Here is a 13,168-nt window from a genome sequence, read left to right as displayed (position 1 = left end):
TACTCAGGTAAAATAATGAGGCTTTACCTCCCGTATCTAGGGCTGATGGCTATGCTATTAGGAGGAAGCTATGGCATTGGCTGGTCCCTGATGCGCATTCTTAAATCGCCAAGGGATGTCGAGCCACATTTTGCTGCCAAAATAACGTAGTAGTGGGATTAAGTACGCTGGTTGTGGCGTATACTACCCTGCAAACGGGCGGCCGCTTTTGGTACTAGCCACTGGCTGGCAGCTACGCTCCTTGACCAACAGCTCACCTCCCGCATTTCGGAAGGAGCGAAGTGCTAGGTCTGTAGCGTGGGTGCTGCTCTCCATTAACATAGTAATCTAGACACTCCGGTTTTATTAATCTATGACCCAGATTCACCGTTTCTGCTCACCCCGTTTCAGGACTACATTTTTTATAACCGTATGAGCATGCCGCTCAAAGAAGCAGGCATAGAAAGTAAGTCGTTAGAGGTTTATTTTCCCTAGTTCGTTGCTGCCGAGCCCTATCACTATTTTGAGTTGTGGCTTAATGCGCTGTTGGAAAAAACTACAGGGTTGCCCGGTTTATGGTGCTTATACCTAACCGTTTATTCAGCCCTAATTAGCATCGTAGTGCTAGGCATTAGAGCCGCCATCACTGCGCATTTTTGGCTAAGCAATGGTTGGGCTTGGCTACTTACTAGACGGTGTTATGAACATGGCAGCAAATTGAGGGTAGCTGCTTTGGTAAGCATCAAGCCGACAAAGGACAAGTAGTGGAGTTGCTACAAACTGCGGGCAAGGCGTTCGTAGTAGCGGGCCAAACGCTTGTAGCGGGCACTCCAACTCAGGCTGCTTTCGACTACCCGGCGGCGGGGCAGCAGCACTAAGCGCGCTTGGTCTGGCCCAACTTGACGACTTGCAGGTCTGTGCCTTGCTGCTTTCCGGCTTGGGTACTTCGCCGGTGTAACTATGGCCAGCATAAGCCAGTGTAACACTTCGTCCTAATGCCGTTTGCACTATTTTTGGCTAATCAGATAACATGAACCCGGTCTTATTCGTTGGCCGGGTTCACTACGGTGACCAGCAGGTAGCTTAACGTGTCGACAGCAACGTGCACTTTGCTTCACTTGCGGCATTTGGCCCCGTCTTAACCGGCTCGCTGCCCGCTTTTGGGAATGCTTTGCAGCGTGCGCGAATCGAAAATGACGGCGCTCGGCTCGGCCGCGCGGGCTTCATTCAGGCGCAGCACCTGGCGTAAGTCATCGGTCAGCGCCTCGAACCCGCTGGCGTTCCGCCCGCGGGTCCATTGCTGATAACACGTGGCCCAGGGCGGTATGTCCTGCAGCAAATAGCGCCAAGTACAACACGTGTGCACCACACAGCGCAAGGCACTAAATAATTCGGGCAGTGGGCAGTGCAGCTGGCCCGCGTCTTCGCACACGGGCAGTAAACACGGCAGCAAAAAGGCCTATTCGTCCTAGGCTACGTTCCTGGGACAAGCGCAACAAATAATTTCCATACCTGCTATTTTCGCTCACAGGTTCATAACACCGTCTAATTAATTAGCACTTAAATAACGCTAATTCCTCGATAGTCAAATAGCCATTCAAGGGCGACGAATGATAAGTATAAGGAGCTTAGGAAGCAAACCCGTTTAGAGGGGTTGTTGTCGGAGTAATTTAAGGAGCAATTTGTAGAAGTCTTTGTGGCGATGATTAAACCGAAACTCGGTCTCTCTCAGGTGCAGCAAAAAGGTGTGTCTGGGCACGCCTTTGAACTGCTGGAGGCGGACTTTGGGGAAACTCCAAAAAGACTAGATGCCGTTGATGTGCGAGGCGCCGTGGACAAATTCGTCCTGGCCGTGGCGGACGCGAAAGTGGCGGTCAAAGCCCACGTCCACCAGCCCGTCGTAGCCGCGCCAGCCGTCGGTGTTGAACATGGCGGTTACGTCAATTTTGCCTCGCATGATGGCCTGCAAGGTCTTTTTCGAGCAGTCCGAGACGATTTCGGTGTACACCTGCCCGCCGCGCTTGAACAGGCCGAAAACGATGGTTTTGTCACTAGCCCCGCGCCCACGTTTGCCGCGCACCCGCCGCGGGCCGAAGTAGCTTTCGTCGAGTTCAACGGCCCCGTCCAGCCCGGCTGGCACCGGACACCAGGTCTGCAAACGGCGGCGCAAGCGCAGGAACAAATCGTTGACCGCATGCACGCTTAACCCCGTGAGCCGGGCGGTGTCAGAGGCCGTCAAATCCAAGGCAAACAACCGCAGCAGATAGCGGAATTTGGCCTCCGAAATTTTTGCGCGGTTGTAATAGCGGTTAGCGGGCTGCATAACAGAAAGTTACACCAGCTCCACACTATGTTTGCTTCCTAAGCCCCAACATAAATATGTTTTACTAATTACTGTGACTGGCCAATACGTGCGTGGTGCTTCCAAGCTGAAACCCGAGTTTTTCACAAGTGCGAAAAACCGCTTTATTTGTTGCTTGGGTTGTCATTAATATGTGAGGCAAAGATAGGGTTGAAGCTCGACGTATTGTCTCGGTTACTAACTTCAAATGCCAGCCACGATTTTGAGGTCCAACTGCGGTAAGCAGTATACGAGAGGCTCCTCCATTAGGAATTATAGCATCAGGAAAAGTATCGCCAATGGCTAAGAAAGAATCTACTACTGTTCCTGGCTCGTCGGGTACTAACACTGCATCAGCATAAGAGCCTTTCACTGCAGCTTCGGCATAGCGAGCTAAGAAAGCATCGGCACGAACTTCCCCGAACCACGGGTCAGCATGGAAACGGTCATATGGATTGCGCGCTATAGCCGAAATGCGACCAATGTGCTCGGCTTCTTCCGGACGAGCCAGACGCACACCAACGGGCGCTGGTAGTGCCACGTTGGTGGAGCAATAGAAATTCAGCCGGGTTTCTACTAATTGCCAACCTCCCCCCGTTAGTGCTTGCAACAAACGAATATCCTCCGCGGGTACTATTGTAAATGCGTAATAGCTTCCCCGGTTAGCCAGTTGCTGACGTAGGTCGACGGCTGCGCATTGCAACGCCGAAAGCTGAGTATCTGGGCCAAACAGCCCTGTAAAGAGTCGGTAAGTAGGAGTTCCGAAGTAATCCGAGTCCCAGGAAAGTCCTTTCAGAAGCCACTGACCTTCACAACCAGCCATGGGCAGCACTTCTGACTGCTTTTCTTCAGCGAAGCGCAATGCAGCTCCAGTACCAAACCGTGCTTGCTGAACGGCAAGAGATAATTCTCGCAAAAACAGATAGGGTGAATGCAGCACGAGCGCCTCAGCTCGTGCTGCCACCAAAGTCGCATTAATAGAATGTGCAGTTGATGCTGTTGTCATGCCTTTTGGCCCCACACTTGCTTGAATTTTTCATAATCCCGGATGTAGTCATCTTCGTTGTAAACCGAAGAAGCCAAAACTAATTGCACAGCAGAGTGTGAATATTGCATTGTGTGCCACACATACGGTGGCACGTAAAGGCCTATACTGGGGTCCTCAAGTCGAAAAGATTGAATGCTTCCGTCTGCTCGCTCAGTAGTAACAGTAATACGGCCAGCAACCGCAATCAGCACCTGCTCGGTGATATAGTGGGCATGACGACCGCGCACAATACTTTCCGGCGTGTAGTACGTCCAAAAAATTCGTTTTACTTCAAACGGCACTAGCTGCTCTTGCTGCGTGACAGAGATGTACCCAATCCCTGGTTCACCCAATTTTAGAAAATTAATTAAGTGAAGGTCAGGAATTGTCATGTTACTTCACGTGCTCTTTGAAATACTCTAAAGTGCGGCGCAAGCCTTCGGCGCGGTCCACTTTTGGCTCCCAACCAAGGATTTCCTTGGCTTTGGTAATGTCAGGGCGACGCTTCATAGGGTCGTTCTCGGGCAAAGCCTGATACGTAGGTTTAAATTCCACACCGGTGAGGCGGGCAATTTCTTCGCCGAACTCCTTAATGGTGATTTCTGATGGGTTACCGATGTTTACAGGCAAGTGGTAATCACTGAGTAGCAAGCGGTAAATGCCCTCAACCAAGTCGTCGACGTAGCAGAACGAGCGGGTCTGGGAGCCGTCGCCGAATACGGTGAGGTTTTCGCCACGCAGGGCTTGCGAGAGGAATGCGGGCAGTACACGGCCGTCGTCGAGGCGCATGCGGGGGCCGTAGGTGTTAAAGATGCGGATGATGCGCGTTTCCAGGCCGTGGTGGTTGTGGTAGGCCATGGTGATGGCTTCCTGGAAGCGCTTAGCCTCATCGTAGCAACCACGGGGGCCGACGGGATTCACGTTGCCAAAGTATTCCTCCACCTGCGGATGGATTTCGGGGTCGCCGTAAACTTCCGAAGTGCTGGCAATCAGCATACGAGCGCCTTTCACGCGGGCCAGACCCAGCAGGTTGTGGGTACCCAGCGAACCCACCTTCAGCGTTTGAATCGGAATTTTGAGGTAGTCAATGGGCGAGGCCGGCGAGGCGAAATGCAGGATGTAATCGAGCTTGCCGGGAACGAACACGAACTTGCTCACATCGGCCTGGTGGAACTCGAAATCGGGCCGGCCAAACAGGTGCTCGATGTTTTGAAGCGAACCTGTAATCAGGTTGTCCATGGCTACCACGCAGTAGCCTTCGGCCAGAAACCGGTCGCAAAGGTGGGAGCCTAGAAAACCAGCTCCGCCGGTAATAAGGACGCGTTTTTTTTCTTCAGACATATTGTTTGTCATCCTGAGCGCAGCGAAGGACCTTATCACGTCGCGCCGCTCTATGTATTTAAGAAACCTGAAGGAGGCAAGCGTGATAAGGTCCTTCGCTGCACTCAGGATGACACATTTAAACTAAGCTTGCACCGGCTCCTTGTGCTCGGTCCGGACCCCGATGCAGTGGTAGGCAAAGCCAAGATTTTGCAATTCCTGGGCTTCGTAGATGTTACGCCCGTCAAAAATCACTTTTTGCTTCATCAGGCGGGCCATTACTTCGAAGTTGGGCGAGCGGAAGTCGGGCCATTCGGTTACGACCAGCAGGGCGTCAGCGTCAATTAGGGCCGCAAACTCGTCTTTAGCATAGGTGATGGAGTCGCCGAGGGTGTGACGCGCTTCTGGCATGGCAACCGGGTCGTAGGCGGTGACAATGCAGCCAGCTGCCAACAGCTTCTCGATGATAACCAATGAGGGAGCCTCGCGCATGTCGTCAGTCTTGGGCTTGAAAGACAGGCCCCAGATGGCCATTTTGAGGCCCCGCAGCTCGCCGGCAAAGTGCCGGCTTACTTTGTCGAACAGTACGGACTTCTGGTTTTCATTCACCTCTTCCACGGCCCGCAGCACCTGCATGTCGTAGCCATTCTCCTTAGCTGTCTTAATGAGGGCTTTTACGTCTTTGGGGAAGCAAGAGCCGCCGTAGCCGATGCCAGGATAGATGAATTTGGTGCCGATGCGAGCATCCGAGCCAATGCCCTGGCGCACCTTGTTCACGTCGGCGCCCATGATTTCGCACAGGTTAGCCACGTCGTTCATGAAGCTGATTTTCGTGGCCAGCATGGAGTTGGCGGCGTATTTCGTCATCTCGGCCGACGGAATGTCCATGAAGATGATGGGGTGGCCGTTGAGCAGGAAGGGCTTGTAGAGCTTGCTCATTACGTCTTCGGCGCGCTCGGAAGCGACACCCACCACAATGCGGTCGGGCTTCAGAAAGTCGTCGATGGCCGCGCCTTCCTTCAGGAATTCGGGGTTAGAAGCTACGTCAAACTCAATATCGACGCCGCGCTTCTCCAGGGCCTTTTCAATCTCGGCGCGCACTTTGGCAGCCGTGCCCACGGGCACAGTGCTTTTAGTAACGATAACGCCATAATTATTCATGTTCTCGCCAATACCGCGGGCCACGGCCAGCACGTACTTCAAGTCGGCCGAGCCGTCTTCGCCGGGAGGGGTACCAACGGCAATAAAAGCAACGTCGCAATCCTGAATGGCATCGGCGAGGCTGGTGGAGAAGTGCAGACGGCCCTTTTCTACGTTCCGGCTCACCATTTCTTCCAGACCAGGCTCGTAAATGGGAAGAATGCCTTGGTGGAGGTTATCAATCTTCTTCTGGTCTATATCGATACAGGTTACATCAATGCCTACTTCGGCAAAACACGTTCCTGTTACCAGCCCGACGTAGCCGGTGCCTACAATTGCTATTTTCATAAGATGCCTACGACGTAGGGGTTACAGTTTATATGGAGCAAATTTAGTGGTTAGCGACTCAACCTGCCGAAGCCCTTACGGACATATCTATACTTTAGGTTTAAAATAAATCACTATAATTAGTTAGTTCATTTATACCATGTATTGTTTCCACCAGGTTTGGAACACAATAAGCCCCCAGATGCGCGCGTGTACATCGCCGGGATTACGCGAGAAGAGTTGAGTTTTCAACGCCCGGATGGCCGCTACATCGAAGATGCCTTGGCTTTCGATGAAGTCGTCGCGCAGGAGGTCTTCTTCGATTAGAGAACGCAACTCGCCACGCATCCACTTCAGCAGGGGCACTTCGAAACCGTGCTTGGGGCGGTCGTAGAGTTCAACGGGGAGTTCGGAGCGGAAGGCGTCCTGCACGATGCGCTTCTTCATGGTGGCGTCAACTTTGCTGCTCACGGGCAGGGAGAAGGCGAAATTCACCACCTTGTAGTCAAGGAATGGCGTGCGCACTTCCAGGGAGTTGGCCATGCTCATCAGGTCCACCTTGGTGAGCATGTCGTAGGGCAGCACCAGTTTCATGTCGGTGAGCAGCACCTCGTTGAGGTCGCCATCGGCGTGCAGGTGCTCCAGAATGTCTTTACGGCGCTTGATGGCAGCTTTCTTGCCCACTTTGCGGCGGCTGGCCGCGCTGAGCAGGCTGCGGGACTCGTCGGACGAAGCAAAAGAGGCCCAATCCCAATACCGGTCTTTCACGCCGGCTTGCATGCCGCGCGAAAAGCGCTGGAGCTGTCGCACCCGGTTGCCGATGAAGGAATTACGTGACTTGGGCAGCACGTCCCACAGGAAGCCGAGTCCTGTCACGGCTTCGGCTTTGAAGCCGCCCTGCCGGACCTTGAACTCGCCCATGTGCTTGTTGTAGCCGCCGAACATTTCGTCGGCCCCGTCGCCGCTCAGCGCCACCGTAACTTTTTGGCGGGTGCGCTGGCTGAGGATGTACACCGCCAGGGCCGAGGAGTCGGCGAAGGGCTCATCCAAATACGAGAGCATGTCGTGAATGTGCTCGTAGAGGTCGTTGTTGGTCAGCGAGAAGACCGTGTGGTTGGTCTTGTGGCGGGCTGCCACCAGGTTGGCATACTTGGTTTCGTCGAAGAACGGCTCGTCTTTGAAGCCGATGCTGAACGTGTTGAGGTGGGGCGTGTGCCGGGCAGCCAGGGCTGTGATAACGCTGGAGTCGATGCCGCCGCTCAGGAAAGCTCCCAGCGGCACGTCGGCTACGAGGCGGCGCTGCACGGCGCCGTCCATCAGCTCAACCAGCTTTTTCTGCTGCTCTTCGTAGCTAAGCTTGTTTTTTGCAACCTTTTTGGGGTCGTAAGGAATTTTATACCACGCCTTGCGCACCACCTTATTATCCTTAATAAAGAGGTAGTGGCCGGGCAGCAGCTTCTTTACACCCTTGAAAATGCTGGCGGGACCAGGGATGTAGTTTAGCTGCAGGTACTGGCTCAGGGCTACGAAGTCGAGCTTGCGGGGCACGCCCAGGGCCATCATCGACTTCATTTCTGAGGCGAAAAACAACTGGTCTTCGTCGCGGTAAATGAGCAGCGGCTTCACACCGAAACGGTCGCGGGCAATGAAAAGGGAGTTTTCTTCCTTGTCATAGATAGCCAGACCGAAAAAGCCGTTCAGCTTTTTAATGAATCCCCGGCCTTCAGTGATGTAGAGCTGAAGAATAACCTCCGTATCGGTCTGAGACTGGAACTTACAGCCACGCTTTACGAGCTTCTCGCGCAACTCGCGGAAGTTGAATATTTCTCCATTGAATACGATGGTGTAGCGCCCCGCCGCGTCCGACATGGGCTGGTTGCCATCGGCCGAAAGGTCAAGAATGGCCAGCCGCCGAAAGCCCAGCCCGCACTGGTCGTATACGAAGTGGCCCTCGGAGTCGGGACCACGGCGAATGATGGCGTCGGTAGACGCTTGCAGGTTGTTCAGGGACTGACGACCTGTTTCCGAAAAGGCAAATACTCCAGTTATTCCGCACATAGTAGCTCGCAAAAGTACGACCCCGCAACCTAAAGGCTACTCTCGCGGTATTGATAGCAGCATATTTGGCGGTTAATGCCGTTAAAATCGCCGCATTTATGGATTTTGCTCTGACGCGGCCGGCCCATTCTTGGCTTGAATAAGCTCGGCCATTGCTTTCTTACTCAACTCACTCTCTATCCTTCCCACTCCATGAACATTGACGAACAATTTAAAGCCGCTGCCGACCGGGTAAACAACCTGCCACCTGCTGCCGCTGCCGAGCATATGACCGAGTTCTATGGCCTATTTAAACAGGCTACCGAAGGCGACGTCAATATGAACCCCGACGAAGTGGACCCCAATGCCGCCGACCACCCCGACGGCCCCACCGGTCTCTCGCAGGCTCAGTGGGAATCGTGGAACCAATTCAAAGGCCTATCTGAGGAGGAAGCCAAGCAGCGGTACGTGGCCAAGGCCGCGGCCATTGCCGAGGATGGCGCGGAAGAAACCCCGGCGCAGAAGCTGCCCATTTACGAGGCCAATAACACTGCCAGCGGAGCAGCCGATAGCCGCTCGGAAAACACTACTACGTCCCGCCAACCCGACCATGGCCCCGGCCAAAGCACCGAAGGCGGCCTGCAGGGCGACATCACGGCCGGAGCACCTTATGGCGGCGAAGACATGCTCAAAGGCGAACAGTCGAAGTAAGCGGCCCTCCCACATCTGTTGTTTCAATAGCAAAGCCAGCCCTGCTCAGGGCTGGCTTTGCTGCTTATAAAGGCTGAGGGTACAAGACCTGCATAGGGAAGTGCATTTGATTCTTCAACCAACGCGCCTGCTTTCGCCTTGGCTCCGTTTCTTTGAGTCTATCATAATTCCAGCTCAAACAATAAGGGGCTTTTCTTCCGCAGTATCATTGTCAGCGAAACCAAGCGCCTCCCTCCCACCCGACTTTGCGGGCTTGCAATAATTATGGACCGTCGACTTTTTTTAAATCACGGCACCCGTGCCGCCCTTACCGCCGCCTTGCTGCCAGCGGTAGCATGTCAATCGACCACCGATAAGAAGGTGTCTAACGACACTTCCGGAAGCACAGCGTCGGCGGGCAATGCTACCGATGGTGATTCCTTTGCCTTGCACGAAGCTACTGTGGCCGATTTGCAGGACCGTATGGCCAAGGGAACTGAAACCGCCCGCAGCCTTTGCGAAAAGTATCTGGAGCGCATCAAGTCCCTTAACGAAGAAGGGCCCATGCTACGTGCCATTGTCGAGACTAACCCCGATGCCCTGGCCATTGCCGATAAGCTGGACCAGGAACGCAAAGCGGGCAAGCTGCGCGGCCCCCTGCACGGCATTCCGGTGCTGATTAAAGATAACATCGACAGCAGCGACCAGATGCAGACCACAGCCGGGAGCCTGGCGCTAGCCGGGCACAAAGCCAAGCAAGACGCCTTCATTGTGCAGAAGCTGCGCGCGGCCGGGGCAGTGCTGCTGGGCAAAACGAACCTGAGCGAGTGGGCCAACTTCCGCTCCACGCGCTCGGTGAGCGGCTGGAGCAGCCGGGGCCGCCAAAGCCGCAACTCCTACGCCCTCGACCGCTCCACGAGCGGCTCAAGCTCCGGCTCGGGAGTAGCGGTGGCCACCAACCTGTGCGCCATCGCCATTGGCACCGAAACCGACGGCTCGGTGGTCTCGCCTTCGTCGTGCAGCTCGCTGGTGGGCCTCAAGCCTACCGTGGGCCTGCTGAGCCGGAGTGGCATCATTCCTATTTCAAGCACGCAGGACACGGCCGGCCCCATGGCTCGTACCGTGCGCGACGCCGCTATTTTGCTGGGCGCCCTGGCCGGTCCCGACCCCGCTGACCCAGCCAAGCTCCCAAACCCTGGTCCTATTCCCGCCGATTATACCACCTTCCTGAAAACAGACGCCTTAGCGGGCCAGCGCCTCGGGGTTGAGAAAGCGCATTTGAATGGCCCGCCTGCCGTGGCCGCGTTGTTTAAGGAAGCTATTGCGGTACTTAAAGCCAAAGGCGCCACTATTGTGGAAGTTGATTTGGGGAAAAAGACCAACCCACTGGGCGACGCGGAATTCGACGTGCTGCTGTATGAGTTTAAGGATGGAGTGAATAAATACCTCGCCACCGCGGGAGCTAAAGTGCGCAACTTGGCTGATGTTATTGCTTTCAATAATGCCCACGCTGCCGAAACGATGCCCTTCTTCGGGCAGGAGATATTGATTGATGCGGAAAAAACCGACGGGCTGGGCAGTGCCAAATACAAGGCGGCTGTGCAGAAATCAGTATCGGAATCGCGCAAAGCGCTGGATGAGCTATTTCGTGACAACCAGCTCGCGGCCATTGTCGGCATCACCAACGGTCCGGCCTGGTGCATCGATTGGGTAAATGGCGACTACTCGACGGGAGTAAGCTTTTCGTCACCAGCCGCCATGGCTGGCTACCCGCACCTCACAGTGCCCATGGGAGCAGTATTGGGGTTGCCCGTGGGAATATCATTCGTAGGTCCAGCTTATCAGGAGGGACAGCTGCTGGCACTTGGTTACGCGTATGAGCAGGCTAGCAAAAAACGGGTGGTGCCTAAGATGCTGCCGACAGTGGTGGCATAGATGACACTACAGCTGCTTGATTTGCAACTCCTCCTCTACCAGACACGACCACCGTTCGCCTGATGAGCGATTCCAAAGCAGGGCTATAGCGCAAGGGTAAATTCAACTATTTATAAGAAAGCCCCACTGCTATTGGCAGTGGGGCTTTCTTACTTATAAGTGATTCGTCAGGCAACGCGCTTGTCAGTCAACAACGAGAGGAGTTAAAATATCTTCCCCGGGTTCAGAATACCATGCGGGTCAAATACGCTTTTGATACCGCGCATCAGATTTAGGTTTGTCTCGGCTAGGGCAATGCCGATATATCCTTTCTGCACCAGACCGATGCCGTGCTCGCCCGAAATGGTGCCGCCCAGCTTCACGCACAGCTCAAATATCTCGGAGATGGGTTTGCGCAGGCCCACGTTCCAGGTTTCGTCGTCGATGTCGCCGCGGATGATATTAACGTGGAGGTTGCCGTCGCCGGCATGGCCGTAGCACACGCTCTTGAAGCCGTAACGAGCACCGATTTCTTTTACTCCTTTCAGCAGTTTGGGCAATTCGGCTCGGGGTACCACGGTGTCTTCTTCCTTATACACGGAGTTGTAGCGGACTGAATTGCCGATGTTGCGGCGGATTTTCCAGAGCTCATCCTTTTGCGTGGCATTGTCGGCCAGCAGAATTTCGCCCACATCGTACTTCTCCAGCACACCGTAGACTTGCTCAGCTTCTTTATAGAGCTGCTCCAGGTCTTGGCCGTCGAGCTCAATGAGCAAGTGGGCCGTGATATCATCGGGCAGCGCAAGCGGAATATTGAGGTAGTCGGAAGACCAAGCAATGGCCTCGCGCTCCATAAACTCCATACCGGAGGGGATGATGCCGGCCCGAAAAACAGCCGAGACAGCCTCCGCTGCCTGCTCTTCCTTGCGGAAGGGCACCAGCATTAGAATATTTTGCTGGGGAAAGGGCAGCAGCCGGAAAACAACTTTGGTGATGATGCCCAACGTGCCCTCCGAGCCCACCATCAGTTGGGTCAGGTTGTAGCCAGTGGAGTTTTTGAGGGTGTTGGCCGCGGTCCAAATGATTTCGCCGGTGGGCAATACCACTTGAAGGTTGAGGACGTAGTCGCGGGTGGTGCCATATTTCACCGCTTTGGGGCCGCCACTGCTGTGGGCTAGGTTGCCGCCCAGGAAGCAACTGCCCTTGCTGGCGGGGTCGGGTGGATAAAAAAGTCCGACTTCTTTTACAGCGTTCTGAAATGCCTCGTTCACCACGCCCGGCTCAACGGTAGCCTGCAGGTTGCGCTCGTCAATCTGCACGATTTTATTCAGCCGCTCGGTGCTCAGCAGCACCCCGTTGTGCACAGGCAGAGCCCCACCGCTCAGGCCCGTGCCAGCGCCGCGGGGCGTAACCGGAATGCGGTGCTCGTGGCACAGACGCATGATTTGGCTAATTTCGTCGGCATCGGCCGGGCGCAGTACCACGTCGGGGGCGTAGTGCAGGTCTTCGGTGTGGTCGCGGCCATAATCGGCATACACATCGGCTTCGGCCCGCTGGGCGGTAATGACGTGCGACGGGCCTACAATGGCCTCAAACGCGACAATTAATTCGGGGGTGAGGGCGTTGAAATTCATCGGCGGTTAAACTGAACAAGCCGCACAAACTATATTTGCGGCCAATGGGGAGGGTGACAACGAAGATACTACCGGTGCTGCTGCTGACTTTGCTCGTGCTAGCCGGCTGCAACCGCAAACTAAACTACCGCGACGGCCAGTACCGCTCGGCTCGCGAAATGGTACGCCTGAAGAAGACCGGCCGCTACTCCAGTAGCCGCCCCACGGGCAAATCTAAAACCATCGGCACCACTAGCAGCGGCGCTCGAACAAAGGTTGTTACCAAGCGCCCCTTGCGCACGGGCAACGCCACCGGCACCCTGGCCTCCGTGATTGAGACGGCCCGCTCCTACCAAGGCACTCCCTACCTCTACGGCGGCACTACGCGCCTGGGCCTCGACTGCTCGGGCCTGCTGCAGCTGTCGTTCGGCGAAGCCGGCGTTAGCATCCCCCGCTCATCCAACGAACAGGCCGTGTGGGGTATTCCCGTACGGACCACAGAGTTGCGCCCCGGCGATTTGGTTTTTTTTGGGGCCTCGCCCGGGAGCCGCACCATTACCCATGTGGGCCTGGTAACCGTGGTTGATGATGAGGGAGTGGACTTTATTCACGCCTCAACCTCCTTGGGAGTAGTAGAAAACAGCTTAGAATCTGACTATTACTTAAGTCGTTTTATTCGTGCTGTCCGGCCTCAATTATGAGATTAGCCTAGTACCTTTGCGGCATAAACGGTTTAGTGTGCCGAATAAGTTAAATAGTAAAATAGCCGTAATGTCGGCT

At 54.9% G+C, this 13,168-nt stretch carries 10 protein-coding genes and 1 pseudogene; 3 read left to right on the top strand and 8 right to left on the bottom strand.

Going from position 1 to position 13,168, the window contains the following annotated elements:
- Positions 1-1,117 precede the first annotated feature (1,117 nt).
- The 7 genes and pseudogenes from BMZ66_RS16440 to asnB form a co-directional block, all read right to left on the bottom strand.
- The gene (locus BMZ66_RS16440) at positions 1,118-1,411 is read right to left on the bottom strand and encodes a transposase (RefSeq protein WP_177204765.1); all 294 of its coding nucleotides are present in this window, start codon (positions 1,409-1,411) and stop codon (positions 1,118-1,120) included.
- Between the two features lie 213 nt (positions 1,412-1,624).
- Positions 1,625-2,302: pseudogene (locus BMZ66_RS16435) on the bottom strand (IS1595 family transposase).
- A 64-nt stretch (positions 2,303-2,366) separates the two neighbouring features.
- Complete coding sequence (locus BMZ66_RS25190; RefSeq protein ID WP_143080252.1) at positions 2,367-3,326, bottom strand: GNAT family protein; 960 nt, start codon at positions 3,324-3,326, stop codon at positions 2,367-2,369.
- The gene (locus BMZ66_RS16430; RefSeq protein WP_092676031.1) at positions 3,323-3,739 is read right to left on the bottom strand and encodes a sugar 3,4-ketoisomerase; all 417 of its coding nucleotides are present in this window, start codon (positions 3,737-3,739) and stop codon (positions 3,323-3,325) included. Before BMZ66_RS16430 ends, BMZ66_RS25190 begins: the two co-directional genes overlap by 4 nt.
- 1 nt (position 3,740) lies before the next feature.
- Positions 3,741-4,688 (bottom strand): UDP-glucuronic acid decarboxylase family protein, encoded by a 948-nt coding sequence (locus BMZ66_RS16425; RefSeq protein ID WP_092676028.1) that lies wholly within the window; start codon positions 4,686-4,688, stop codon positions 3,741-3,743.
- 123 nt (positions 4,689-4,811) lie between these two features.
- Positions 4,812-6,155, bottom strand: a complete 1,344-nt coding sequence (locus tag BMZ66_RS16420; RefSeq protein ID WP_092676025.1) for a UDP-glucose dehydrogenase family protein — start codon at positions 6,153-6,155, stop codon at positions 4,812-4,814.
- Positions 6,156-6,287: 132 nt separating this feature from the next.
- The gene (gene asnB / locus BMZ66_RS16415; protein WP_092676021.1) at positions 6,288-8,192 is read right to left on the bottom strand and encodes an asparagine synthase (glutamine-hydrolyzing); all 1,905 of its coding nucleotides are present in this window, start codon (positions 8,190-8,192) and stop codon (positions 6,288-6,290) included.
- 192 nt (positions 8,193-8,384) lie between these two features.
- Between asnB and BMZ66_RS16410 the strand changes: the two genes are divergently transcribed.
- Together BMZ66_RS16410 and BMZ66_RS16405 are read left to right on the top strand one after the other, a co-directional pair.
- A complete protein-coding gene (locus BMZ66_RS16410) occupies positions 8,385-8,882 on the top strand; it encodes an acyl-CoA-binding protein (RefSeq protein WP_092676018.1) in 498 nt (165 codons plus the stop codon).
- Between the two features lie 264 nt (positions 8,883-9,146).
- The gene (locus tag BMZ66_RS16405) at positions 9,147-10,796 is read left to right on the top strand and encodes an amidase (RefSeq protein WP_092676015.1); all 1,650 of its coding nucleotides are present in this window, start codon (positions 9,147-9,149) and stop codon (positions 10,794-10,796) included.
- A gap of 203 nt (positions 10,797-10,999) precedes the next feature.
- Here the strand turns inward: BMZ66_RS16405 and BMZ66_RS16400 are convergent, their stop codons facing one another.
- Positions 11,000-12,409, bottom strand: a complete 1,410-nt coding sequence (locus BMZ66_RS16400) for an FAD-binding oxidoreductase (protein WP_092676012.1) — start codon at positions 12,407-12,409, stop codon at positions 11,000-11,002.
- A gap of 308 nt (positions 12,410-12,717) precedes the next feature.
- On the opposite strand from BMZ66_RS16400, the gene BMZ66_RS26545 reads away from it, so the two are divergent.
- Positions 12,718-13,089, top strand: a complete 372-nt coding sequence (locus BMZ66_RS26545) for a C40 family peptidase (protein ID WP_439645764.1) — start codon at positions 12,718-12,720, stop codon at positions 13,087-13,089.
- Positions 13,090-13,168: the final 79 nt, after the last annotated feature.

It is taken from the genome of Hymenobacter arizonensis (genome assembly GCF_900115775.1).
Taxonomy (GTDB): domain Bacteria; phylum Bacteroidota; class Bacteroidia; order Cytophagales; family Hymenobacteraceae; genus Hymenobacter; species Hymenobacter arizonensis.
This window is presented reverse-complemented; position numbering and strand designations above follow the sequence as displayed.